Source organism: Allolucifera butyrica, assembly GCF_900476375.1.
Classification (GTDB): Bacteria; Bacillota; Negativicutes; order Sporomusales; family UPPP01; genus Lucifera; species Lucifera butyrica.
Genome location: NZ_UPPP01000133.1, coordinates 112,332 through 138,136 on the forward strand (window position 1 = coordinate 112,332; position 25,805 = coordinate 138,136).

22 protein-coding genes and 3 riboswitches are annotated in these 25,805 nt (G+C 48.4%); of the genes, 4 read left to right on the forward strand and 18 right to left on the reverse strand.

From position 1 onward, the window contains the following. Window positions 1–85 precede the first annotated feature (85 nt). Window positions 86–1,723 carry an FMN-binding glutamate synthase family protein gene (locus LUCIF_RS24875; protein ID WP_122630550.1) on the forward strand — a complete coding sequence of 546 codons (1,638 nt, stop codon included), beginning with the start codon at window positions 86–88 and terminating at the stop codon, window positions 1,721–1,723. 272 nt (window positions 1,724–1,995) lie between these two features. Here the strand turns inward: LUCIF_RS24875 and LUCIF_RS24880 are convergent, their stop codons facing one another. The 11 genes from LUCIF_RS24880 to LUCIF_RS24930 all read right to left on the reverse strand — a co-directional run bounded on the left by LUCIF_RS24880 (window position 1,996) and on the right by LUCIF_RS24930 (window position 17,174). Next, window positions 1,996–4,920, reverse strand: a complete 2,925-nt coding sequence (locus LUCIF_RS24880; RefSeq protein ID WP_122630552.1) for an insulinase family protein — start codon at window positions 4,918–4,920, stop codon at window positions 1,996–1,998. Window positions 4,921–4,968: 48 nt separating this feature from the next. Further along, window positions 4,969–5,679 (reverse strand): nucleoside/nucleotide kinase family protein, encoded by a 711-nt coding sequence (locus LUCIF_RS24885; protein WP_122630553.1) that lies wholly within the window; start codon window positions 5,677–5,679, stop codon window positions 4,969–4,971. A 56-nt stretch (window positions 5,680–5,735) separates the two neighbouring features. Beyond that, window positions 5,736–7,070 carry a DEAD/DEAH box helicase gene (locus LUCIF_RS24890; protein ID WP_122630555.1) on the reverse strand — a complete coding sequence of 445 codons (1,335 nt, stop codon included), beginning with the start codon at window positions 7,068–7,070 and terminating at the stop codon, window positions 5,736–5,738. Window positions 7,071–7,201: 131 nt separating this feature from the next. Beyond that, window positions 7,202–8,008, reverse strand: a complete 807-nt coding sequence (locus LUCIF_RS24895; protein WP_122630634.1) for a polysaccharide deacetylase family protein — start codon at window positions 8,006–8,008, stop codon at window positions 7,202–7,204. Window positions 8,009–8,269: 261 nt separating this feature from the next. Continuing rightward, window positions 8,270–8,650, reverse strand: a complete 381-nt coding sequence (locus LUCIF_RS24900) for a DUF3783 domain-containing protein (protein ID WP_122630557.1) — start codon at window positions 8,648–8,650, stop codon at window positions 8,270–8,272. Between the two features lie 205 nt (window positions 8,651–8,855). Further along, window positions 8,856–8,949: riboswitch (guanidine-I (ykkC/yxkD leader) on the reverse strand. 71 nt (window positions 8,950–9,020) lie between these two features. Continuing rightward, window positions 9,021–10,298 (reverse strand): LCP family protein, encoded by a 1,278-nt coding sequence (locus LUCIF_RS24905; RefSeq protein WP_165866163.1) that lies wholly within the window; start codon window positions 10,296–10,298, stop codon window positions 9,021–9,023. Between the two features lie 146 nt (window positions 10,299–10,444). Further along, entirely contained in the window at window positions 10,445–11,095 is a 651-nt protein-coding gene (locus tag LUCIF_RS24910) for a helix-turn-helix domain-containing protein (protein ID WP_122630561.1), read from the reverse strand. A gap of 292 nt (window positions 11,096–11,387) precedes the next feature. Beyond that, window positions 11,388–12,674, reverse strand: coding sequence for an ABC transporter ATP-binding protein (locus LUCIF_RS24915; RefSeq protein ID WP_122630563.1), 1,287 nt, complete (start codon window positions 12,672–12,674; stop codon window positions 11,388–11,390). Window positions 12,675–12,689: 15 nt separating this feature from the next. Then, complete coding sequence (locus tag LUCIF_RS24920) at window positions 12,690–14,432, reverse strand: ABC transporter permease (RefSeq protein ID WP_122630565.1); 1,743 nt, start codon at window positions 14,430–14,432, stop codon at window positions 12,690–12,692. Between the two features lie 167 nt (window positions 14,433–14,599). Beyond that, window positions 14,600–14,774: riboswitch (M-box (ykoK) riboswitch) on the reverse strand. A 304-nt stretch (window positions 14,775–15,078) separates the two neighbouring features. After that, window positions 15,079–15,414 (reverse strand): hypothetical protein, encoded by a 336-nt coding sequence (locus LUCIF_RS24925; RefSeq protein ID WP_122630566.1) that lies wholly within the window; start codon window positions 15,412–15,414, stop codon window positions 15,079–15,081. Between the two features lie 443 nt (window positions 15,415–15,857). After that, window positions 15,858–17,174 carry an NRAMP family divalent metal transporter gene (locus LUCIF_RS24930; protein ID WP_122630567.1) on the reverse strand — a complete coding sequence of 439 codons (1,317 nt, stop codon included), beginning with the start codon at window positions 17,172–17,174 and terminating at the stop codon, window positions 15,858–15,860. Window positions 17,175–17,345: 171 nt separating this feature from the next. Here LUCIF_RS24930 and LUCIF_RS24935 point away from each other — a divergent pair, with 171 nt between their 5' ends. From LUCIF_RS24935 to LUCIF_RS24945, 3 genes are all read left to right on the forward strand, one after another. Further along, window positions 17,346–17,780 carry a DUF134 domain-containing protein gene (locus tag LUCIF_RS24935; protein WP_122630569.1) on the forward strand — a complete coding sequence of 145 codons (435 nt, stop codon included), beginning with the start codon at window positions 17,346–17,348 and terminating at the stop codon, window positions 17,778–17,780. Between the two features lie 51 nt (window positions 17,781–17,831). After that, on the forward strand, window positions 17,832–19,034 hold the full coding sequence (locus LUCIF_RS24940; RefSeq protein ID WP_122630571.1) for an iron-sulfur cluster carrier protein MrpORP: 1,203 nt from the start codon (window positions 17,832–17,834) through the stop codon (window positions 19,032–19,034). 88 nt (window positions 19,035–19,122) lie between these two features. Then, window positions 19,123–19,854, forward strand: a complete 732-nt coding sequence (locus LUCIF_RS24945; protein ID WP_122630573.1) for a Rossmann-like domain-containing protein — start codon at window positions 19,123–19,125, stop codon at window positions 19,852–19,854. 74 nt (window positions 19,855–19,928) lie between these two features. On the opposite strand, the gene LUCIF_RS24950 is transcribed toward LUCIF_RS24945, so the two are convergent. The 7 genes from LUCIF_RS24950 to LUCIF_RS24980 form a co-directional block, all read right to left on the reverse strand. Continuing rightward, complete coding sequence (locus LUCIF_RS24950; protein ID WP_122630574.1) at window positions 19,929–20,927, reverse strand: GGGtGRT protein; 999 nt, start codon at window positions 20,925–20,927, stop codon at window positions 19,929–19,931. A 22-nt stretch (window positions 20,928–20,949) separates the two neighbouring features. Then, window positions 20,950–21,642, reverse strand: a complete 693-nt coding sequence (locus LUCIF_RS24955; protein WP_122630576.1) for an iron-sulfur cluster assembly scaffold protein — start codon at window positions 21,640–21,642, stop codon at window positions 20,950–20,952. Window positions 21,643–21,695: 53 nt separating this feature from the next. Continuing rightward, window positions 21,696–21,758: riboswitch (Fluoride riboswitch) on the reverse strand. Window positions 21,759–21,822: 64 nt separating this feature from the next. Beyond that, window positions 21,823–22,197: a fluoride efflux transporter CrcB gene (gene crcB / locus LUCIF_RS24960; protein WP_122630578.1), complete on the reverse strand. Its 375-nt coding sequence runs from the start codon at window positions 22,195–22,197 to the stop codon at window positions 21,823–21,825. Between the two features lie 39 nt (window positions 22,198–22,236). After that, the gene (locus LUCIF_RS24965; RefSeq protein WP_122630580.1) at window positions 22,237–22,584 is read right to left on the reverse strand and encodes a DUF190 domain-containing protein; all 348 of its coding nucleotides are present in this window, start codon (window positions 22,582–22,584) and stop codon (window positions 22,237–22,239) included. 42 nt (window positions 22,585–22,626) lie between these two features. Further along, window positions 22,627–22,845, reverse strand: coding sequence for a hypothetical protein (locus LUCIF_RS24970; protein ID WP_122630581.1), 219 nt, complete (start codon window positions 22,843–22,845; stop codon window positions 22,627–22,629). Between the two features lie 43 nt (window positions 22,846–22,888). Continuing rightward, window positions 22,889–25,009, reverse strand: coding sequence for a proton-conducting transporter transmembrane domain-containing protein (locus LUCIF_RS24975; RefSeq protein WP_122630583.1), 2,121 nt, complete (start codon window positions 25,007–25,009; stop codon window positions 22,889–22,891). 3 nt (window positions 25,010–25,012) lie between these two features. Next, window positions 25,013–25,792: an NADH-quinone oxidoreductase subunit B family protein gene (locus LUCIF_RS24980; protein WP_122630585.1), complete on the reverse strand. Its 780-nt coding sequence runs from the start codon at window positions 25,790–25,792 to the stop codon at window positions 25,013–25,015. Window positions 25,793–25,805: the final 13 nt, after the last annotated feature.

Genomic DNA, 25,805 nt, shown 5'->3' on the forward strand with positions numbered 1-25,805 from the left:
AAGCCTCACATACTATGAAAAACCGCTGGCACGTTTTTCTCCCGCAGATAAAAACTTTAAAAATAAAAAACGGAAGAGGAATACCATGAACATCGTCATAACAAGTTCCGGCTGGCTGCTGCTGTTTTTTTTACTGGTTATTCTCTTGCTGCTGCTGGCGAGGCCCTTTTTTCGCTATATGGTTAAGATTATCAGTAATAATGTATTGTCACTCGTGCTGACCGACAAATACACCCAGAACGTTGCAGAACTGCTGCCATCCTTAAAACGTTTCTCTGTTTTAAACACTCTGGAGCTCAGTTTACGGGCTGAAAAAGGCAAAGTAATCACCCGGCCGTTAGGCTCACCAAAACATTTTCTCGGATTGGAAAACCTGATGTTTTCCCCGCATCAAATGACCAAATTATCCCTACCTGAAAGCAATCCGATTGATATGAGCGTCACGATCGGCCCCAAAGCCGCCAAACCGCTAACCATTAAAATCCCGCTTATGATCAGTGCCATGGCTTACGGGCTGGCTATGAGCGACCAGGCCAAGATTGCCCTGGCCCGGGCGGCAACCGCATTAGAAACCGCTACCTGTTCCGGCGAAGGGCCTCTACTGCCGGAAGAGCAGGAAATCGCAACCAGACATGTGTTGCAAATTGCCCGCTGGTCCTGGGGGGCCAGGACGGACGAACAAATTACGGCCGCCGCGATGCTGGAAGTTCAGATGGGACAAGGCGCCGACATGGGAAGCGTTCTCATCGATGCCAAGGAGCTTGCCGGCCGGGCACGGGTCCTCGGTGGATTAACTACCGGCCAGCCCGCAGTCGCGCTACCTGCCCCGCCGGGAGTGCAAAAACTGGAAGATTGGCCCGCCTTTATGCAAAAACTGCGGCAAAAAGCCGCTGGAATCCCCATTGCCTTAAAGCTGATGGCTACTGATAACCTGGAAGAAGATCTGGCAATCGCGGTTAATTTAGGGTTTGATGCGGTGGTTCTCGACGGTGCCCAAGGCGGCTCTCACGCATCAACGCCAATCAAACAGGATGATTTCGGCATACCGACTTTACATGCCCTGGTCCGGGCCAAACGGTACTTAACGGGTCATCCGGTCAGCTTAATCATTGCCGGTGGTTTTTTTACCCCGGGCCAATGCCTTAAAGCGCTGGCTTTAGGAGCCGATGCCGTTTATCTTGCTACGATTCCCCTTTTTGCGCTGGTCCACGGTCAGATTGAGAAGGTTACCCCCTGGGAACCGCTTACCACGCTGATCTATTATGATTCCCCCTCAAAGACCAAGCTGGATATCGACAAAGCGGCTACTTGTGTGGAAAACGCTTTTAAATCCATGGTACTGGAAATGGAAGAGGCCATGCGGGCTCTGGGAAAAGCATCCTTGACGGAACTGGGGCCGGATGACCTGGTTGCTCTGGACTCTGTTACCGCAGAAGTGACGGGAGTAAAATACGTCTTCCGGCAGCAGGCAGCCCAATCGGCTGTCCCGGCAGCGGCAGCCTTTCCCGGCAGCAGTAATGCAAATCCGCCGGCTAAACAACAGGCTGCCCCGGCGGAACCGCCACCGGCAAAGCCGCTTAAAAACACAGCGGCTAAACCAGTCCCGCAGGATAAGCCGGCCAAAGCGTTCTATCTCAAATCCGTCAAAAAGCCGGTTCAACTGACCCGCAAACTGGGTATGGCCTGGGAAACCCTGACCAGATACCTTCGCAGTAAACCCTAAGAAAAACCACTGACGCGGTTTTTCAGTCCATAGCACAGGGCTCGGGGCGCAGGGAAAGCATTTGGAAATCACTTTAGGTGAACAATCCAGGCAGAAGGATCGTCTTGTCATAAGCGGAGGTTAAGTGGCAACGGCGCAGCGTTGATAAGGCGATTCTTCTGCCGTTAACGACTATCTCTATAGTCCTTAAAACTTATACTTTCTCTCAGGGCTCGGGGCACGAAAGTAAGAAGGGAGACCAGCCAATTTAGCGGTCCCCCTTCATTACTATTTTATTTAAGCACATTCCTTATCTGTTTAAAAAGCCCGGCATTTTCCCGCAACTTTTGTTCACTGCCGAGGACACAAAAATAATCCTGTTTCATAGCCGCCTCAACCAGGCCGGCCAGTTGGCGGATGTCGTCCCGCCGGGTGGCTAAAATCTCATCCCGTTCTCGCTGAAGGTCGGCCCGAGAAATGTGCCGGATGTAGCGGATCGCCGCCTGTTCTCCCTTTTGCGCCGCCGCAAGCGCTGCATCCAGCCGGCTGATCGTGCCGATAATGTATTTGGTCAATTCCCGTTCATCCGCCGGGAATTGACGCAGGTAATCGGCTGTTTCGTCATAAGCGGTCAATGTTTCTTTTAAATTGGGGTCACGGTACGAGCTAAAAACCAGATTGCCGTTCGATTCGAAACCGGCAAAACCGCCATAGGCTCCCCCCTGAACCCGTACGCGGGTCCATAAATAATCATAACTCAGAATCGTTTCTGCCACTTTCAAACAACCGTGGTAAGAATAACCTAACCGGCGGAAATTGGCCGCCTTAACGACATATTGAACTTTTCCCGCCGTCATAAAGCCTTCATTGCCCCGCGCCGGTTCAAACGGACAAGACTCGTCCTGCCCCTGCGACGCCGGCAGACAGGAGTAAAAGCCGGAAAAATCTCTCTGGAATGCGGCATAAGCGGCCTCATCCGCCGTTACACTGACCAGCAGGTTGGACCGGGTAAAAATGGCCTGCGTTACCTTCGCCAGGTTCTCCATAATTTCTGCCGCCCCTGTGGCATAATCTCTTTCCAGACCGGCAATGAAATCATAAAATGCCAGCATGCCGTTCTCACTATATTGGGCACTGGCGGAAAAATACGACAGGACCCGGTTCACGGCCAGGACCCGGCCGCGGCTGAACAGGTTCGCATCCCAGCGCGACTTGACTTCCTGCACCAGTTCCCCGATCCGCTTGGCTTGATCAAAACGGCTGTGGGCAATTATTTGTTTTAGCAGTCCGGCGAGTTCGGGCAGCTTGGTCACGAAGGCTTTTGATTTGATAATAAATTTGGGATAATAGGTTTCCGTATTGTCTTTTTCCGTATATACAGCCACCTCGTTGGTAATGCCGCCGGTATGAATGTTGACTTCATTCGATAGTTCCGTATAATCATATTTTTCCGTCGAAATCTTACCCAGCATTTCCGCCAGTAAATAAACATAGGACAAATACTGAGCCGGCACATGCCGGGTATCGAAATAAAGATTTACATAAGCAATTCCATTCGTGGGAAGGGAATGAAATAAAACCGGAATCTCCTGCTCTTTCTTTTCGTTGAGCGGCAGTGCGGCTGCCCGGGGTTCAATATCCTTTAGCGTCAGCAGGGGAATGGAAGCCAGAGCTGCCGGCGAATCCGGCGTTTGCTGCCGCAATTTTAGCCGGGCCGTATTGGCAATCAGTTCATCAATGGCTGCCGGTGATAAGGATGCTTTATACCGGGCCAACTCCTCCCGGACGGCCTGGTCTTTTGCCGCTGCCATCCCCGGCTGGGGACGCAAAATAACCAGGGCCTGATGATTGTTGTCCAGTAAATAACGTTGGATCAACTGTTCAAAATAATCGGTGGTTAACGCCCTTTTTATTTTTTCCAGACTGGACATATATTCCAGATGAAGGACCGGACTTTCGTCATATAACCAACTGTCCAAACACATGGCGTTATAAACAAGGCCTTTCGGGCGAATCCCGTAGTTAGCCTCCCGCAGACGAAACTCAAACAGATTAATGCAGGCTTCAATCAGCTTCTTGTCAATGCCTTCCGCTACCAGTCTCTTCAGCTCCCGGTCCACTGTCCGGACAAACTTCTCTTTTTCGCTTTCATTAGTCCCGCTCACGATAATACTAAACAGCGGCTGTAACATGCATCTTACAAAACTGCCTTTAACATCCTTGCCCACGCCGGCTTCCAGCAGGGCTTTTTTCAGCGGCGCCGCCGGCGTTTCCAACAGCAGATACTCTAAAATTTCCCCGGCCAGAGCCAGCTCGGCATCCTTGGTTTGCCCCACCACAAAGTTCATGCTCATGAAGGTTTTGTCGGCCGCCTGCTCATTCATCCCGATGGAATACTCGAAAACCTTCTCTACTTTGCGCGAAAACGCCGGCTGCAACTTAATTGTGGAATCAATCTGGGTCTTGTTAAAATGACGGAGATAGGATTCATCAAGAAATTGCAATTGTTCAAGAAGATCCATGTCACCATATAAATAAATATAGGCGTTGGCAGGATGATAATATTGGCGGTGAAACTGAATAAACTGCGCTTGCGTAAGCTGTGGAATCACTTCCGGGTCGCCGCCGGATTCAAAGCCATAGGCAGTATCCGGGTATAGCGCAGCCAGCGTGTGGCTCTCCAGGATTGCGTCCGGCGCCGAAAGCGCCCCTTTCATTTCGTTATAAACGACCCCTTTATAGGTGATCTCTCCCTGCGGGTCCTCCAATTCATAATGCCAGCCTTCCTGCATTAACGTTTCCGGACAATCGTACAGATTCGGATAAAATACGGCATCTAAATAAACATCCATTAAATTGCGAAAATCCTTTGGATTGCGGCTGGCAATCGGATACATCGTTTTATCCGGATACGTCATGGCATTTAAATACGTATTTAAGGAGCCCTTCGCCAACTCCACAAACGGCTCCCGCAGCGGAAACTTACGGGAACCGCACAGTACGGAATGTTCCATTATATGCGGCAGACCGGTGCTGTCCGCCGGCGGGGTGCGAAAAGTAATCGAAAACACTTTATTGTCATCGTCATTTTCCAAAAAAAACAGCCGGGCGCCGCTTTGCTCATGATAAAATATCTTGGCTAACGACCGGATATCCTCAATCTGTTTCTCCGCTTCCAAACGAAATCCATGATAGATATTACCCTTTTTCCATTCCATGCTGTTACCTCTTTCTCTTTAATCTATCGGCATGCATACACTACTAATCTATTCCCCGAAATGGCTGCCGTTTCCTTTTTTCGGCAGTCCGTCGGTTTCTTCCCGTTCCTTTAAATGAATTATCTTATCCGCCCTGCTGCGGGTTTGTAAAATCAGTTCCGCATTGGGCTTATCGGTAGAGTCGATCTTGCGCAGCGCCTCTTCCCGGCTACGGCCGGAAAGCGCATGCCGTTGTAAAAGACGTTCCCGGGAAACAGCGGACGAAACATCAATGAACCAGAATTCATCGATCAAAGCCGTCAGTTCCTGCCAGGGTGGAGCCTCCAGCAGCAAATAATTTCCTTCCACAATTATAATCTTATGTCCGGGTTCAACGCATATTGCCGCTGTCACCGGATTATGGAGGCCCCGGTCATAGGCGGGACAGAAAATTTTTTCCCTGCCGGCAGTCCTGATTTTCCTTATCAGCCCTACAAACCCGGCGTCGTCGAAAGTAGCCGGGATTCCTTTCAAGGCCAGCAGGCCTTCTTGCGCCAATCGTTCATTGGAATAGTGAAATCCATCCATGGGAATCATGATTGCGGCCTCTTCCCTTAAGACCTGATTGACCTGCCGCATCAAGCCGCCGGCCAGGGTGCTTTTGCCCGCAGCGGGAATGCCGGTGATTCCGAGTAAAAACCGTTCCCGTTTACTACTTTCATAAGCTTGTATTACCATCCTGGTCAGCACGGTTAAATCGGCGTTATAAACCACTTCCATCCATCCCGCTTTCCGCAGTACTCTGCCACTCGACGATACTTCTCCCCGCGCCGGAATCAGCCGGAACGCTTCCGGGCGGAACGGATTCGCCCAGCCGGCTTTTCCCCTGACCGGGAATGTCCTGATGATGCTCCCTTGCCTCCCGTCTTGGATTTATAAGGACGTCCGGATTTTGCTCCCCCCGGTTTATTAACCGGCCGCTCCGCACGCTCCGAACGGGAAGAGGCTGCCGGTTCAGGTACTTCCGTCACATCATCAAGGGAGGAAAGATCCGTTCCTTTTTTCAGTTTTTGTTTTTTGATGGAAGAACGGATCCCCTGCTCAATCTTGCGCAAATATTTCATTTCCTGAGGAATAACGAAGGTTACGGCCGTTCCGGTCTCACCGGCCCGTCCGGTTCGTCCGATCCGGTGAATGTAGCTTTCCACATCATGCGGTATATCGTAGTTAAAAATATGGGTAACGCCTTCAATATCCAGGCCCCGGGCCGCAATGTCCGTAACCACTAAGATTTGTATCTTGGCATCCCGGAACCGTTGCATGACCCGTTCCCGTTTATTCTGCGACAAATTTCCATGAACTTCATCTACTTCATAACCGCGCTGCGCCAGCGCCAGCGCAACCGCGCCGACCCGCTCTTTGGTATGGCAGAAAACCATGGCCAAATAAGGACGAAATTCATCGATTAGCGCAGAAAGTTTATCCAGTTTTTCCTCCTGCGTGGTTTCCACCACGATCTGCCTAATTTCATCCAGGGTTACATTTTGCGTCTGCAGGCGAATATCGGCGGGCTTTTTCATATAACGCGCCGCCAGCCGGCGGATTTGAGGCGGTATGGTAGCGGAAAACAGCATTGTCTGGCGATTATCCGGCGTTTGCCGGATAATTGTCTCCACCTCGTCCAGGAATCCCATATGCAGCATTTGATCCGCTTCGTCCAGTACCAGTCTTGACACCCCCGCAATAATCAGAGTTTTGCGCCGCAGGTGATCTAAAAGCCGGCCCGGCGTGCCAATTACCAACTGCGGCTTTTCCTTCAGCCGATTAATCTGCGGTTGTAAAGCATGACCGCCATATACCGCCAAGACGGTGATCCCCAGGATATCGGCCAGTTTTTTGGCTTCTTTGGCAATCTGTAGCGCCAGTTCCCGAGTAGGAGTCAGAATCAGCGCCTGAACATAGTGTTTCTTTACATCGATCGCTTCCACAACCGGCAGTAAAAAGGCAAACGTTTTTCCTGTACCGGTTTGCGCCTCAGCGACCAAATCCTTACCCGCCATCAGCACCGGAATCGCCCGCTCCTGAATGGGTGTCGGCTTCGTGATTCCTGATTCCCGCAAATAGTTATTCAATTCCTGCCGGATACCCAGCGTCAAAAAATCATTAATCATGCATGCTCCCTCTTCTTTCTATTCATTGCTGTCCTAGTATCAGTTTGTACCGGGGGTTGCGGCGCTATGCCTTTAAAAAACTCCCCCGCTATTAGCAGAGGAGTATAAACTTCCTTCAACCGGCTCCACCGTCAAATTTGGCTCAGCCACTGTTTAACCCATTTGGCCTTTTCAATCAGCGATGTATAGTTTAACCGCAGATAAAAGTCATAAAAAGACCATCTTGATTTGAATATCGGGACCCGTTCCAACGCATAAACCTTGCTAGCCTGAGTAACCCTGCCAAAATCCACGCTAAACGCCGCCTTGTACCCCGCCTGCCGGACTAATTGGCATACTTGGGCATCATAGGCTCCGGTCGGATAAGCTAAATAGTTGACCGGCACCCCTAATCGCCATTCAATGCCTTCCTTGGATTTTTGCAATTGAAACAATACCTCTGCCGGCGGAACACCCACCAGGGGAATATGATTCAATGTATGGGAACCGAATACAATTCCCGCCCGCTGCATTTCCCTGACCTGCTGCCAGTTCAAATACCAGTCATCATTACCAACGAAATCGGTAATTAAGAAGATTGTTGCGGTGAAACCGTACTTTTTCAGGACCGGGAAAGCATTGGTATAATTGTCGCGGTAGCCGTCATCAAAGGTTATCAGCACGGATTTAGCGGGCAACTGCCGGCCCTGCCCGATATAGGCAAGCAGTTCATCGGGGGTAATGGCCTTATAACCGTTCCGGTGCAAATAGGCCATTTGCTCATCAAATTCTTTTACGCTCAGAGCTAATGGATTGTCCTCGTCATTTTTTACTACTTCGTGATAATTTAATACCGGAATTCCCTCAGGTCGAATCCCAATTAACAAGAATAGGCTGATCGCTGCAATGATTACGACGGCTGCCAGCAGTATAAGGATAAAATGTTGCTTCGTTTTCATGATATCGCCTTCATTCCAGGAATTGAAATTGGCTAAAATATAAAATTGCCTGACCAACTTTATATTTTAGCCAAAAACCCACATTTCACACCCCTGAACTTATACGACAATATTTCTCCCATTTATAACCACAAAGTAAATAATGAAATCTTGTCGAATGATAGAGGAATGCGAAAAATGGGATAATAAGAAATTTCCTATTTAGATTATATAAAAAAAACGATAAAGTCAAGAAATTTATGGAAGAGGATTTTTCTAGGTTTAATTTAGCAATGAATGCTCTTTTTGGATCGTGCTGCATAAGCGGGAAAACGTCCAAAATACATTATACGGTGTTACCACAGCCTTACAGCGGATTTTTTCAATACCATTCTCCTCGAATTTCAGCAGCATTTCATCCATCCGCTTCTTGCTGATACCCTGCATCAGCAGCACTTCCTGGTCAAACGGCTCAACCGGCTCCGGGCTTACGGTCGCGGCAAAGCCTGGCAAACCTGCCAGATACCCTACTTTTTGCGAGATCATTTCCCCGGAAATATTTTTGCATTTTATCTTCATACGCTGTAGAACCGCTTTGATTTTTTCTTCTTTCTCAACCTCGGTAAAATGATATAAAAGCACCAATTCTTCCGGTTTTTTCATATTCCTGCACCTCTTAGCAATTTAATTCACGTTATGCCGCTCCGAACGGTATGTATTGAGTGCCGATTAATTTTGCCTGCTATGATAGACTGAATCTAATAGTATACCTTTATCCATATGTTGCCGATTTTCCTGTTTAAGTAAATCAACCTTTTAAGCTATTTGCCCGCAGCTCTATATTCAAAAAGCCCAGGAAATTTTAAATATCTCCTGGGCTTTTATCCCTCCGTGTACACAGTAACCGTGTGGTTTCTCCCGGACCTGCCAGTTACAACTGCGGAATCCTAGAAAACTTAAATATACGACAAAATTTGGCGGAAATAAAAAGCTCCGCTCGCGATGACAGCTTGTTTTTCCTGTCATTTTTGTCTTATCCCTGATTGCCACTTGTATCAACGGCAGTATTTTTTTGAACTACCCCGTCGTTCCCTGATCCTGTCAAAGCAGGCAGTGGCGGAAGTCTCGGTTCATTACCATTCTTGCTGCCATCCGGGCTCGGCTTAGTAGTTAGGGGCGCTGTCTTATTCGTTGCGACCGGAGTTTTCTTAGTATTTGCCGGCTCAGTGGCAGTCGTTTTGGTAGTTGCCGGTACGGAATGTTTATCCGGATGTTCCGGTTTTGATTCCGCAACAGTTGGCGCCTCTGTCAACTTTGCCTGGAAAAGGGAAGTTTCATACTCCCTCGCCAGGCTTTGCGCCGCCGCTAAATATTGAGCATCCATAACGGTTCCCTGGATCTGTGCCACCTGCTTGCGCATCGCCACGATGTCGGGTATCCAGTAACTAATGTTATCAATATATACCGGTTTACCCTGCACCATCTCCGTTTTCAGCCCCTGTTTATAGGCATCGTTGAGTATTTTGGCCAAACTTAGCATTTCGCCTACGGGCATATCCGTTTTAAAAGCCCTATTAACCTCCCGGATCGCCCCCGGTACCTTGGTAATTACAGAGGGAGTCACTACATCCGCCAATAATGCCTTGATAAACTTTTGCTGCCGTTCAATCCGGCCTATATCGCCCATTTCATCATGGCGGAACCGGACATATTCAAGGGCCGTATTTCCATCCATATGCTGCAACCCCGGGTGAATGTCGATAAGACCGTTGTTATCAACTTCTCCTTCATCATAAGGATCGTAGTAATACATGCGCTTATCCACATTGATGTCAACCCCGCCCAATGCGTCAATTACTTTCTTAAAGCCATCCATATTGACTTCGAAGTAGTAATGGATAGGAATGCCAAGCAAGTTAGCCACGGTTTGCTCCGCCAAGGCTGGTCCGCCATACGCATAGGCATGGCCAATCTTATTCCAGCCATTTCCCGGTATCTTTACCCGGCTGTCCCGCGGCACCCACAATAACGATACCTTCCGGGTATCAGGATCAACCGTCACCACACAGGTAACATTCGAGCGTCCAATATCATCCCGGCGTTTATCAATCCCTAAAACCAAAATATTAATTTTTTCGTGGGGCGAAGAAAGGCTCATGACCTTTTCATTTTTGTTATCGAAACCAAGGCCATAAAATGCGGCGGCGGCAGCTACCAATATCATAGCTGCTAAAAAACCTGTTATCATGAATACCCGCTTCCGGCGAGTATTTCTTTGCCCCTTTACCCGTTCCTGGATTTGAGACGTCATATCCTTTCCCTCTTTTCCAAAAAGAAAGGCCTCCATAGGGAGACCCCTTCACATGGTATTATATTATATCATGACGGCAACATAATAATCAAGATTTCAAGTCAACATCAGAGACATCCAAATCCAAAAACCACATTATCCCCAAACTATGGCGAAACTTTTTTGGCAAGACAATCTTGTATTTGTTGCCAAACAATGTCTGTTGCCATCGCATCATCTAAATAACCGATTGGAAATAGATAATCAGGAATGACGTCCGTGGGAAGAATAAAGTAAAGCAACAAACTGCCGATTATATACTTTTGTTCAGGATCCGTCGCTTCATCCTGATAAAGCCTGTACAGGGTCTGCAGCTTGTTGATAAATGGCCCGACCCCGCTTACTTGCTCAAGCTTTTTCACAAAGTTTTGCAGGATAATCTCCTGGCCTTCCGCCGTTTGCGCGTAAAGGCGATATTTAGCCAGTTCGGCTAAAATGTGTACCGGCTCCAAGCCTTCTACCAGCGGTAATGTACAAGCGTCAAAATTCAATCCCCTTTGTTTAAATTCCGTTTTGGCTGTTTCTTCTTCCTCTTTTATATAACCGGCTGCCTGCCATAGTTCAATGACAGGTATTTGTAAAACCTGGGCGATCTTTACCAGATGCTCCGGCCGTGGTTTTTGTTTTCCATTTGCCAGACGTGAAATCGTAGCTGGATCATATTGACATTCATGAGCTAGTTTACGAATCGACATGCCTATCCTCTCAAGTTTATTATGTAAATATGTACCAAAAGAAATCGTTGCCTTTTCCTGCATGACATCACCACCAGCTCACTAATTTGCTTCATCAAAAACTGCAGAGTACGATTAAATGCTTCAAGACAACCAGAGTCAGAAAAGTTAAAAACTCACTCCAGTTGCCTTGGTTAGCAGCAAAAAATAACGGCGGCAGTTTAGAAGGATTACATTTTAGTATTATAGTATTAATGAAATATCCTATATATGACAAAATCTCAAAGTTTTTTCAATTACCCGCGATTTCAACCTAAATATATTATAACGCCTTGCAGCAAATGGCGGGCCGCCATAGACCAGCCACTTGCTGCTATTAATTTTGTTCGGCCGCTTCGATATAGACTTGCTCCTTCTGGTTGTCATACTCGAAGATTTCTGCATACCGTCCCCAGTTTAACAATGTTTCCATTTGCTGTGCAGCCGCTTCCATACCCACCGAGCGTCGGATAATGTCCTCAAAAAATTCAATATTCATCCGCTTATTCGATTTGGATTCAATGATATTGAGCATTTGACCCGCAAAAGGGACATTGGCAAGAAGTTGTTCTTTGAATAATTCTTTCCGTTCCGTTACGGACGCACGGGCAAAATCAACGCCGGCGGGAACCAATTCAATGTCCCCCTCGACCACTTTGGCAAATTGAAGCAAAGTTGCCGCCTCGACAACGGGGAAAAAGTCCTCGATATCCATGACAAATCGATCAGCCAGCTTGTAAAGGTCTGTTTTTTCATTGAGGTCTTCTAATAATTCCAGAAAACCGGTTAAAGCCCCTGCCGTTACAGAGGGCAAAGCAACGACCTTTCTATTTTGCCCTCCAGCGTCCTCGGCCCTTCTCATTTCCCTACGCGTCATCAAAGAATAAATTCGGTCAACCATATTGGTAAACTCAAAGGCTTTTTTATCACGCCACCGCGGCATATCAATCGTTATATCCTGCACAATCTTAGCGGGACCAGTGGAAAGAATCACTGCCCTGTCAGCCATATACACTGCTTCTTCAATGCCGTGGGTTACAAGAATGATCGCCTTGGTAGGAATCTTCCTCTCCAGCCACAATTCCAAAAGATCGCGTCGCAAGTTCTCGGCCGTCAACACATCGAGCGCGGAAAACGGCTCATCCATCAGCAGCACATCCGGATCACTGACCAAAGCGCGCCCGATTCCGACCCGCTGGCGCATACCGCCGGACAGCTCTTTGGGATACGCGTTCTCAAAACCGTCAAGGCCGATGATGTCGATGATGCGTAACGCTTTCTCCCGTTTATCCGCCTCGGAAATATGTTTCGCTTCAAGCCCCAGCATGACATTTTCCAGGACGTTCAACCAGGGAAACAACGCAAAGGATTGAAAAACCATTGCCACCCCCGGATTTACCCCGGTAATTGCCTGGCCCAGATAACTGATTGTCCCTGTTGATGCCGGAATCAATCCGGCAATAATGCGTAGCAAGGTAGACTTGCCGGAACCTGAAGGGCCGAGAATCGCCAGAAATTCACCCTCGCGCACGGAAAGGTTGATGTCTTCCAGGACAGTCGCATCGGCTGCGCCTTTAATACCGAAAGTTTTATATACATTCGTAACTTCAATGAGCTTTTTCATTATTCCACTTTCCTCTCAATCCAAATGATATTTGACTTCCGCCAATTGATAAAGCCGCCGCCAAACCAGCCTGTTTATCACTACGACAAACACGCACATCACGGTAATGCCCCAGATAATTCCGGCCCAGTCGCCCTGTGCCGTAACCTGGCTGATATACGCTCCCAGACCGGTAGCCGTAAGCTGTGTTTCATGCCAGCTTACAATTTCGGAAACAATACTGGCGTTCCAGGCGCCACCCGAAGCAGTAATCGCCCCTGTGATCAGATACGGAAAAATGCTGGGAAATATAAGGAATTTCCATTTCTGCCAGCCCGTCAATTTATAAATAGCGGCCGCTTCTAAAAGATCGTTGGGGATAGCCATCGCTCCGGCAATCACGTTAAACAGAATATACCACTGAGTCCCAAGCATCATCAAAGATATGGAACCCCATTCAAAGTTAACCTGATATTTCAGAAATAGTATGGTGATAAAGGGAAACAGCATATTGGCGGGAAAAGAAGCGGCAATCTGTACAATCGGCTGCAGGATTTTGGACAGTCTTGGGCTTAATCCGATGCGTACTCCAACGGGAATGGTCCATAGCGCGCCAAGGCAAATGCAAATTAATACCCGCCCCAGGGTGTAAAACCCCAGTTGGAATACATTGAGTAATTGCGCTTTTTGCATTCCTGCGATTAAGTTAAATGCTTCCTGCGCCGGTCCGCTAATCCAACTGAGAAATAATATCCAACAGCCGATTTTAAATAGCACCGTTAACAGCGATACATTAGAAACTTTTTTTACGCCGATCACTGCAGTTTCCGATAATCCGGCAAACCGGTCGAACAAAGAACCAAACGAGCGGGCGAGCGGATTTAAAAGGTACGCTCTAAAAAAATTTATAACTATAGACCGCTGCAGGATATTATAAACGAAGGAAGATGGCAAATCAGCCGCTTCGGATAACTCCATTTTGAATTTTTGGCTCCATACAACCAGCGGACGCCAGAAGAATTGGTCAACCAGGATAATCATCAATACCATTGTCAAAATCGAGTAAAAGATGGCCCGCATATCTCCGGCCTCTACGGCAAGCGCCAGATAAGATCCTACACCCGGCAGGCGGATGTTTTGGCCTAAAACACTGATCGCTTCACTGGCGGCGAGAAAAAACCATCCTCCCCCGAAAGACATCATGCTGTTCCAGACAAGGCCAATAACCGAAAAAGGCAATTCTAAGTGAATAAACTTTTGCCACCAGTTGAGGCGTAAGACGGCAGCCGCTTCCTCCAAATCTTTGGGAACAATTATAAGGGAGTGATAAAAACTAAAAGTCATATTCCAGGCTTGACCGGTAAATATGGCAAAAATCGAGGCCAGTTCTACTCCCATAAGACTACCGGGTAAAAGAGCCATGAAAGCGGTAATGGTAGCGGAAAGAAAGCCGAGAACAGGTACCGACTGGAGGATGTCAAGCAGGGGAACTAAGACTTTTTCCGCAGCTTTGCTTTTAGCGGCAATATAACCATAGACCAGTGTAAAAAGCAAGGATGCGCCAAAGGCGATGAACATTCGCAGTAAAGACCGCCCGGCATAATATGGAAGCAATGCCGGATCAAGCGAAATATCAATTTGGTCTTTAGGCGAAAAGGGGACGCTCATGCTGGCTCCTAAGTGCAGCACGGCGTAAAGCAAAACAAAAATGAATGCCATTAGAAGTATATCGATTATACCAAAGCGGTGTTTTGAAATATTGGTTGCAAAGACGGACATGGAATTCCCCTCCTTCTGGTAAGAATGAAGTTAAAATAAAAGATGTTTTTTGTAAAACTATACTGTTAATACACGGGCCATTACCATCACAATCCATTCTTACCACCCCCTTCTAATTAAAAAAGACCCTCCACTGGAAGGTCTTAAAGACAAATAGAAATAGACTATAACCTTTCCAGTCGTTCAAGTTTTAGCACTGCACAACGTAGAGTATAAACTCATTACTCAGCCACCTTAAGTAAGACCTTATTTCGATCATACCTGCTCTACCCATTGGCGTCTCTCGACGTTTCCGGGCAGTGGCCTATGTTTATGCAGGAACCTCACCTAACGGAATATTAATTTTTGCGCATCCTTATATTAGCACTGTGTTGTCGGAAAATCAACCCTATTCGGTCAAGAATATATGTTTTTTCACTTGATTTTTACATGAATTTAACATATGCCTTATTTACGCTATAATTGTCATTATAGCTCGTTCTCTCTCTATTTTTTTTGCAATGGTTCAAGTTTTTAAAAGTTATCCCGAATCAACCCGTAATAGCCAGCCTGCCATTCTATTCTGGAATATTTGTATGATTGGGATTGGATTACTAGTACGATTTGAAAAAGCGGCCGATAATGCTTTTTAGCTTATACAGGAAATCTAACTTGTTGTTTGGGTAGTCATTTGTTCAATAATCAAAGGATTCTCCGTTAACGAGCTAACGCTGACTTGATTGATATTCGTTAAAATAAATGCATTCAAGATTTGCTGAAGATCCGGCGGAAATCCATACCCTCCGGGCAGCCAGTTTATATCCGCTATAAGAGCTGCTCTAACAGAAGGGGTTAATAATACCTCGGGATGCGGCGATACCATGGCAGCAAGATTATTATATAAAAATACTTCAACCCTGTCTCTAAGGCCCTTTTTGTGAATTTTGGGGTCTATCCCCGTTTGAAAGGCTTTCGGGTTAACAAATTCTTGCTCTTTGTTCACCAATTATGCCTTCTTTCGCTTTAGCTTAGAGTCTTAATAAGATATTCTCCATCCTTGTAAATATGTGCCAGTCTATTTAAATCAATAAATAAAAAAAGACCCGCTTCTTTTGCAGGTCATAAAAGTCATGTTATTTATCCATTGATTCCTTCTAGTTATGATTTTGAAGCAGTATCGGTAAGACGCGCCACTGCCTCGCTAATAGCATTATAGTATTAATGAGGAATCGGGTCCGGCCCTTTTTGCTCCGTATCCCTTTTAATCTCGACCCATTCATCTTTTGAACCCCCTTCCTAACAAAAAATCCTCAAGTAACATATCGCAAAAAGCTAGTTACTGTCGATTATCGTTTTATTATGTCAAAAGTTTTATTAAAGAAGAATAGTTCTTTTTCTCAATTTAATGTAATCGTTCCTCTTAATCTCATGCACCAGATATTTCAATTAGCCGGAAAATGTATTCCAAAACGTGGCTACCGTCAAACCGGCGAGCAAAGCAACCATTGCCCAGCTCCATACTCTACCCCAAAATGCAGTTCTGTACTCTCCCATCAGTTCCTTATTACTTGTCATCAAGACCATGAAGATTAAGAGGGGTGTCATCAAAATGCCGCCAATTACTTGGGTTACCACCGCGATGAAGTTTAATGGTAGATTGGGGATCAAAATGGCAAGGGCGGCAAGAACTAAACTGCCAATATAGATTGCATAAAATTTAGGGGCTTCGGCCAGTTTATCATTAAGACTTTTGGACCAGCCAAATAATTCGGCAATACTCCAGGAAGAAGATAAAGAAACCGTAATAGCAGCCAGAAAACCGGCATTGAATAGGCCGATTCCAAAGAGAATCGCAGGCCACCGTCCTATAATCCGGTCAATGGAAGTAATAAATTCGGCCGGCCCCGCGTTACTGATATCTTGAACTTGGCCAAATAATGCTGCACCGCAGATAATGATACCTGCTGCGATGATAACTTGCATGATGCAGCCTAATGCAGTGTCGATCCGGCTTAAACGAAGGTCTTGTGACGTAACCCCTTTATCAACTGTACCGCTCCCTTGAAAAAAAACCATCCAGGGCGCAACGGCGTTCCCAATGGTGGCGATCACGTACCAGGTCATACTGTCCCGACTGGCTTCCGGAACATTCCAGGCGACAAAGGCATGACCGATCTCCGCCATACTGGGATGCGTCATCGCTGCTACCACTAGAAAAACAACATTCAGCGCGCCAATAAATAATGCAACCCGCTCTTTCGTCCAGTACCCCGTTAAGAGGACGAAAGCCACTACCAGGCTCAGACAAACTAGGGTGCTAAGCCATAAGGGAACACCTAATAAGATTAACCCCGCCGTCATTCCAATGAATTCTGTAATGAGTGTCAATAGATTTTCAAAAGCAAGGGTCGAAATGTGATAGTATCCCCAGAACCGCCCATAATGTCTGAGAGCAAGCCGGGAAAATCCTTCTTGCGTTACCGCACTAAGGCGCATGCTCATCTCTTGAATGGTAAATGACAGAGGAACAAGGCAAATTACCAGGGGAACAAATAATCCAACGCCAAACTGAGCTCCGGTTACGGCGTAAGAAATGACTCCACCGGCATCGTTGTTAGCCAGCGTGGCAAGCAAACCCGGGCCTAACAAGGCCCAAAAGATCAATAGGAGGCGTTGCCAGCCTGTTTTTTCTTTCTCAATGACCTGATGAAATATGGAATCACCGCCAGTCACAGAATCCCCTGGTGATTGAATTTCATTCATGCTGCTTTCCTCCCGTACTTTTTGCGTTGAATTCAGGTATTACCTACGGTATACTATTCCCGGGTGTTGCAATTATTGCATGTCATGTTGAAAAAATCAATTTATTGACATTCCCATTTGAATGGTATATATTGATTTTGAAATATAGTTCATAATTTTGAAAGGAGTATTATGGTTCGTCCGCATAAAGAACGCCGCGTTGAACAACTGCCGCCGGTTACCCATTACAAACCCGCAGGCATTCCTTTGCGCAGCATAGAAGAAGTTATCTTAACCGTTGAAGAAATGGAAGCCATCCGTCTGGCGGATATGGAACAACTGGACCAGGCGGCAGCCGCCGAACGCATGGAAATCTCCCGTCCCACCTTTCACCGGATTGTCAATGCGGCCCATCAAAAAATAGCGACCGCGTTATGGCAGGGCCAGGCACTGCGGGTAGACGGCGGCAATTTCCGCGTTGCCCACCGCTGCCAAACCGGCCTCCGGGATTTTAGCTGCCAAAGCTGCGGCTACAAATGGTCACTGCCGCGCGGCAACGGACAACGTTGCCGGGATTTATCCTGCCCGGCCTGCCAATCGCCTGCGGTCAGCCGGGATGATGAATAAAAAAGTAAAGAAATAATAACAGATACTAAATTAAAGGAGATGGATTCCAAAATGTCCTGTAACACAACGGACCATGAGTTTGAAGATCAAAGCCAGAAAATCAGCCAGTTTTTACAAAACGTCGGCCACAAAATCGTGGTTATGAGCGGCAAAGGCGGTGTCGGCAAAAGTACGGTCGCCACAAATTTAGCCGTATTTTTAAGCAATCAGGGCTACCAGGTTGGCCTGCTGGACGTGGATGTGCACGGCCCCAGCATCGCCGGGCTGTTAGGACTTACAGGCCTGAAACTGAATGTGATCGGTGACCGCCTTCAGCCTTATCAATATACGGACAACTTGAAAGTAATGTCCATTCAGGGCTTGCTGGATCAGCCCGACGAGCCGCTGATCTGGCGCGGTCCGGTAAAAATCGGCATTATTCGTCAGTTCCTGGCGGACGTAAACTGGGGTCCCCTTGATTTTCTAATCATTGACAGCCCGCCCGGCACGGGAGATGAACCGTTGACGGTAGCTCAAACGATCCCCGGCTGCCAGGCTGTCATCGTCACCACCCCGCAGGAAATCGCTCTGGCGGATGTACGTAAATCCATCCAATTCTGCCAAAAAGTCAATCTACCCGTGTTAGGTCTCATCGAAAACATGAGCGGCTTTGTCTGTCCCGACTGCGGCAGCCTGCATGCCATCTTCAAAAGCGGCGGCGGGGAAAAAACTGCCTCGGAGTGGCATATTCCCTTTTTGGGCCGGCTACCCATTGACCCCGGGGTCGTAACCGCCGGTGATGCCGGTCAGGCTATAAGCAGCTTAACCAACCATACCAAAGAAGAAATGCAGCATATTGTCGACACAATGCTGCAACAGCTTCCGACTAAACAGAAAGGCGCTGATTCCATGAAAATTGCCATTCCCTTAGCCGGTGGAAAACTCTGTTCCCACTTTGGCCACTGTGAACAATTCGCCTTCATTACGGTAACTGACGGCAAAATCACTGAACACAAGACGCTAACCCCGCCGCCCCATGCGCCCGGCGTCATCCCTAAATGGGTAGCCGATCAGGGCTGTACCGACATTTTAGTCGGCGGTATGGGCGAAGCGGCCCAGGCCATTTTACAACAACGCGGCGTAACCGTCTTGTGCGGGGCCCCCTCGGATACGCCGGAAAATCTGGTTACCCTTTATCTGCGCGGTGAACTGGTCAATACCGGCAACTCCTGCGACCATGACCACGAGCACGGCCATAACTGCGGCAGTCACTAACTAAATCGAAAGGCGCACCGGGAAGGACATCACGTCATCCTGAGTGCGCCTTTCCAATAGATTATTTAACATAAGGAGGACTCATAATATGACAATCTTGGCGGAAGCCCAATTGAAACTTCGCCGGCTGGCGGCGGCTCATCAATGGAATGAAAATGAAAAAGTTCATATTGTGTCGGCCCGCGACCTGACTCCGGCCGAGGCCATCGGCCAACCGGACCGGGACGACTATCCCCTCCTGAAAGGAAAAGAAGTAATGATGGAAGCCCGTTGGGGCGGCGGAGTCGGGCAAGCCTTTACCGATCAGCCGGGCCGCTTTGAAGGTACGCTTGGCGAAGTGCTGCAGTTGCCTCTGGATACCAATTTCCGCCGGGCCGTGTTTGTCGCAACCCTGAACGCCGTCCTGCGGAGTTTGAATGAGGTAGAAGCAACAATCCACTGCAAAGATAAGGAGCCCTCCCTTTGCGCTCAGAAACTGCCCGCCTACCTTCAGCAGCATTATGGCCGGCCCAAAATTGTCTTTATCGGCCTGCAGCCCGGTCTTATCCAGGCATTGCAGAATGCCGGCTTCGAACTGCGCGTAACCGACCTGAACCCGGAGAATATCGGTCAAATCCGCTGCGGCGTACGGATTGACAACGCGGCCGTCAATGCCGTATACGTCCGCTGGGCAGACCTTGTCCTAACCACGGGCAGTGTCCTGGTAAATAACACGTACCAGGAATTGCAGCAGGGCAAGCCTGTCATTTATTATGGCGTAACTGCCGCCGGCCTGGCAAAACTGTTTGGCCTGTCCCGGATTTGTTTTTGCGGACACTGAAAAAGTGAACTTATGGTAACCGTAAAATAATCCGCCCCTTCACAAGCAGGGGCGGATTATTTTGGAGTTAACTTTTATTTACTCGCCTCTTCCACGGCTACGGCAACCGCCACGCTGGCTCCGACCATAGGGTTATTGCCCATGCCGATCAAACCCATCATTTCCACGTGAGCCGGAACGGAAGAAGAACCGGCAAACTGAGCATCGGAATGCATCCGTCCCATAGTATCGGTCATACCGTAGGACGCCGGTCCGGCCGCCATATTGTCCGGATGCAGCGTTCTGCCGGTACCGCCGCCGGAGGCAACGGAAAAATACGTTTTTCCTTTTTCGATGCATTCCTTTTTATAAGTTCCCGCCACCGGATGCTGGAAGCGGGTCGGATTGGTGGAATTGCCGGTAATGGAAACATCGACATCTTCCCGGTGCATAATCGCCACGCCTTCCATAACGTCATCGGTGCCGTAGCATCTCACGTTGGCCCGTTCCCCGGCGGAATATTTAATTTCCCTTACAATATTCAAGGTTCCGGTATAGTAATCAAATTCAGTCTGCACATAGGTAAACCCGTTTACACGGGAAATAATCTGCGCAGCGTCTTTGCCCAAACCGTTTAAAATGACCCGCAAAGGGTCTTTACGCACTTTATTGGCCGATCTGACAAGGCCGATGGCGCCTTCGGCAGCGGCAAACGATTCATGGCCGGCGAGAAAAGCAAAACATTTGGTTTCTTCCCGCAACAGCATAGCTGCCAAATTTCCGTGTCCGAGACCTACCTTCCGGCTATCGGCAACGGAGCCGGGAATACAGAAAGCCTGCAGGCCTTCGCCCAGGGATTCGGCAACCTCAGCTGCTTTCCGCTTGCCTTTTTTTATCGCGATCGCTGCTCCCAGCGTATAAGCCCAGCAGGCATTTTCAAAACAAATGGGCTGAATTCCCCGGACAATGCTATGCACATCGATTCCCTTTGCCTCGCAAATTTTCCCGGCTTCTTCCAGCGACCCGATACCATATTGTTTTAGTACGGCGTTAATTCCGTCCGTGCGTCTTTCATAGCCTTCAAACATAACCATAATTTTTTCTCTCCTCTCCGGCTTATTCGTGTCTGGGATTTATGACTTTTGCCGCTTCGTCAAACCGTCCATATTTGCCGGCGGTTTTTTGCAAGGCTTCGTTGGCGTCCATTCCCTTGTGGATCATTTCCATCATTTTACCGAGATGAACAAACTTGTAACCAATGATCTCACTGTTTTCATCCAATCCAATTTCCGTTACATAGCCCTCGGCCAGTTCCAAATACCGGGGCCCTTTGGCCAGCGTACCATACATGGTTCCAATCTGGCTTCTTAATCCTTTGCCCAAATCCTCCAGACCGGCGCCGATGGGCAGGCCGTTTTCGGAAAAAGCCGTTTGGCTCCGGCCATAGGCGATTTGCAGGAAAAGCTCCCGCATGGCCGTATTGATCGCGTCGCAAACCAAATCCGTATTTAAGGCTTCCAAAACGGTTTTGCCGGGAAGAATCTCGGCCGCCATAGCCGCCGAATGCGTCATGCCGGAGCAACCGAGTGTTTCCACCAGCGCTTCCTCAATGATTCCGCCTTTTACATTCAGGGTTAATTTACAGGCGCCCTGCTGCGGCGCGCACCAGCCTATCCCATGTGTTAAACCGCTTACATCCTTGATCTCTTTTACCTTTGTCCATTTTCCTTCCTGCGGGATGGGGGCCGGTCCGTGATTGGGCCCTTTGGCTACTACGCACATTTCCGCTACTTCGCTCGAATACTTCATCCTATCGCTCCTCTCTTAAATAAACAAAAAACTCCCACCAGTACCAATTTAAATTACCAGTAGGAGTCATTACCGGTTGGCCCGGGGTTATGGCGAACTCCATCGCCTATGCTATTCCGGCTCACCAGGTAAATTATAGCAAATCCCGCAGACCGAAGCAATCATTTCATTCATCGGTCATTAGATCAGCCTGGCAATGCCAATACCGACCCAAGTCGCAAAAAAGCCAAGCACTATATTGAAACCAACATTATAAAACGCCATCCATAAATTCGCATCTTCCAACAGGCGGAATGTTTCATAGCTAAAAGAGGAAAATGTAGTCAGGCCACCGATAAATCCCACGGTGACAAGCAACCGCCAGTAGGAACTTACAATCAAACGCTCCGTAGTTAAGGTCATAAATGCCCCGATGATAAAACACCCCGCCACATTGACCAATAATGTTCCCATGGGAAACTCGGCGCCAAACCGCGCCGCCGCCCACGTAGACACAAGATACCGGCTTGCTGCGCCAATTCCTCCTCCAATCGCTACTACGACGATTTCCAGCATATCGTTCACCTCACTTATAACGTCATCCAGCTGTATCTTTCAGCGTTTCGGCGGTTTGTTGCCATATTTGATCACTTCAATATCATCGATGGTGACCATCCCCTCTTGCAACATTTCATCCAGATACGGCAACAATTTGGCGATATATTCCTCACTGTCCACGATTTCGACCAGCATCGGCAGATCGCTGGACAAATCCACCAGCGTAGCCGTATGGATGCGGCTATTGGCCCCATAACCCATGAGACCTCTAAATACGGTAGCCCCCGCCATATCAAGTTCCTTCGCTTTCTCCACAATTGCGTGATACAGCGCCCGCCGCTTCCAACGGTCACTTTCCCCGATATAAATCCGTAACCGTTTGGCCTGACTTGCAATTTTCGGCACCCCAAATTCCCCCTTTTAACTGTCTTAATTACTTATTCCCCGTTACATTCCCCTAAATCCTCTGTTATAAATTAACAAAAGAGCATGTATTACCAATTGCATTATAGCGGTTCCCGCAGCCATAATCAACGCCAAAAAAATCCGCTCGCCCGCAGTTCCGGTTCGTTTCTTACCGATCTTCTCCATAAGCAGCAGCGCCGGATAAATCGATACGGTGTAAAAAAGAGTATTAAATACCAGTTCGCCCAAAATCAACAGCATGATTTGCTCCTTAACTATAGATTTCTACCAGCTATGAGCTCCACTAAACCGGGGTTGCTACCGCCGCCAACAGCAGCACCAGGAGAAAAACCAAAATGTAGGCCAGATATCCGTAAAGGCGGCCATGCTGGATACCGGCGATAACTCCGGATTTTCTCCGGATAAAACGGAGTATATTTTCATAGGGGCGCATGCTTAATATTTGAGTAATGTTTGTTTTTACTTCCAGGGTTACCGGTATTTTCCCCTCGCCTTTTTGCAGCCGGCGTCGAACCTGAAAATTGGTGAACCCGCTGAACAGCATCCGGTAGGTGTTACTATAGGCAGTTGCTGAATACTGACTGTAAGGACCGTAATACGTATTCCCTCCCAGCCATGGCTTCACGCTTCTCATGGCATAGGGGCGGCGCGTTCCGGTTGCTACCAGCCGGGCCAGAACCGCAAACACAATAAACCAAAGAAGAATGTAGGTAGGAGCAATGCTGGCCGCTCCGTCCGCCGCCGGTTGAAGCACAACCCCCGGCACAGGCAGCCAGTTAAACAGTCTGCCGCCAAGCTTTGGCAACAAGTCCCCCGGGGAACCGGTGTGAAAAACAGCCGGTACAATTTGGCCAACCACATGCAATTTGGGGAAATAACTATCCGTGATTGGGGCTAGACAAGCAACCAAGAAGGTGGGAAAAAAGCCAACCAAGGCACAGAAACCCGCCAAGCCAAACAGCGATAATTTTACGGTTAAGGGAAACTTGATTTTTCCGTCATTTTCCGCTTTATTCCTGGCACCCAAACGGCTACGCCCCGTAAAGATATACAGATAAACCCGTAAAAAGGCGGTAAATGCCAGAGCAGACCCCATTGCCACCATAATAATTGCGAAGACAGAAACCATTTTGCCACCCACCGTTAGACCATGATAGGTCTGAAACAGGCTTTGCAATCCCAGCCATTCTGCGGTAAAGCCACTGAAGGGAGCAACGGCGGCCAGTGAAAGGCAGGCAACAAGAAAGGTGACGGCAATGACCGGCATTTGCCGGTAGAGTCCTCCCAGAGAATTCAAATTCGTAGTTCCCATGGCCTTTTCAATTTCTCCCATAGCCAGAAAAGCCAGCGCTTTGGCCAGGCCGTGAGAAACGATAAGCACCAGCAATGCCAGAAAAGCCAGTCCGGCAAAAGAGTTTTGACCATGATTGGTAAAGATACTAATCAGGCCGATATCCAACAGCATGAAACTGATATTCTCGATGCTGCTATAGCCCAAAACCCGTCTCAAATTGCGCAAGGTGGCGGCATATAAGGCTCCCAGAAAAAAGCCGGTACTGCCGATTAGGAGTAAAGCCAGGGCAATTCCGTCCGGTATTGTCCGGAACCAGTCAAAATAAGCGCGCAATATACCGTAGATTCCGAGATTGACCAGGCTGCCGGCCAGCAAAGCGCCCAGATTTCCCGGCACCACGCTGTAGGCACGGGGCAGCCAGAATTGCACCGGCAAAAAACCGCTCTTTACGCCAAACCCTATAAGGGTCAGAATTACCACGGTCATTTGCATCGCCGGACCGGAAAGCTGAAATGCCCGGGCTATACTGGTAAATTCCAGCGATAAACCGGTTCTTCCCAGCAATAAAATAGCAATCACGAGCGCCAGAAAGCCAATTTCACCGGCTACAATGGTAAGATACGCCGCCATTCGGACATGCCGCTTTAAATTGTTGGTCAAAACATAGCAGAAAGCAGTGATAGACATTCCTTCCCAGGCAATCAGCAGCGGAATTGCATTTTGCGCCGTAAGCAATAAGTTGGTGAAAAAATATTGGGCGGCAACCGATACAAAAGCCCACGTACCGGTCCCATAAAGCGCTTCATTGCCGCGTTTTGCCCCCACACTGTAAAGCGCCGTTAAAAACCCGATGGTTCCCAGCAAGGTGAGAAAAAAGGCGCTCAGCTGGTCCAGCTTCCATAACCACAGCCCGGTGGGCCAGATCTGCCCCCAGGCGCCTAATGCCAGACCGTTACCGGCTACCAGCCGGTTGATCCCCAAAAACACATCGAGAAGACAAAATACGGCAAGAAACGACCAACCCATCACTAAATTATTTTTTCTGACGATTGCCCACACCAACCCGATTGTAAAAAAGCCTGCCGTTGTAAACCAGAATAACCCATTCACGGATCACACCGCCCTTCCATTTTGCTTAACCGCTGTCAAAAGCCCGTTAAGCAGCGCATAGGGATTCGGGGGACACCCCGGTATTTTTACATCTACCGGCAAAAAATCCGTGACCGGACCGGCAAACCGTTCGCTGTTTTTAAAAAGACCGCCGCTTAAGGCGCAGACGCCGGTTGCGATTACAATACGCGGCCGTGGCATGGCCTCATAGGCTTCCAGTAAAACCGGCCGCATCGGCAGGGTAACGGCTCCGGTTACCAGTAGAACATCCGCATGCCTGGGGGATGCGGTAAAAAAGATTCCCAACCGGTGAAAGTTGTAGTACGGGTTAGACAACGCCGCGATTTCCGACTCGCAAGCATTGCAAGACCCCGTATCAATGTGGCGCACATGCAATGACCGGTTAAATAGGGGCAGGAGCCCTTTGACCGCTGTCTTTTCGCGCAGGATTTCCTCCACCGGCGCCTTGGCGTTGCCAATATCAGTACGGTCGGCCCGGTCCAACCGGCCGGGGCTCAGCACCCCTTGCGGGCAGACTTCCATACAGACACCACAGCCAATGCAATTGTCAGAGTTGATGTTTATGGTTCCTGTTTCTGCCGTTTTCTCCTGAATCGCTCCGGCAGGGCACACGTCCCGGCAAGTCCGGCACTCACCACACGGCCCGGTACTGACCGGAATCCGCTGCCAGCCGGCATGTTCCCCGGAAATATTCTTTCCTGCCGGGTAGGACACGGTGGACCTACCGCTGGCGATACCGCTTCGCAACCATTTTGCCCACATAACTTTCCGCCTC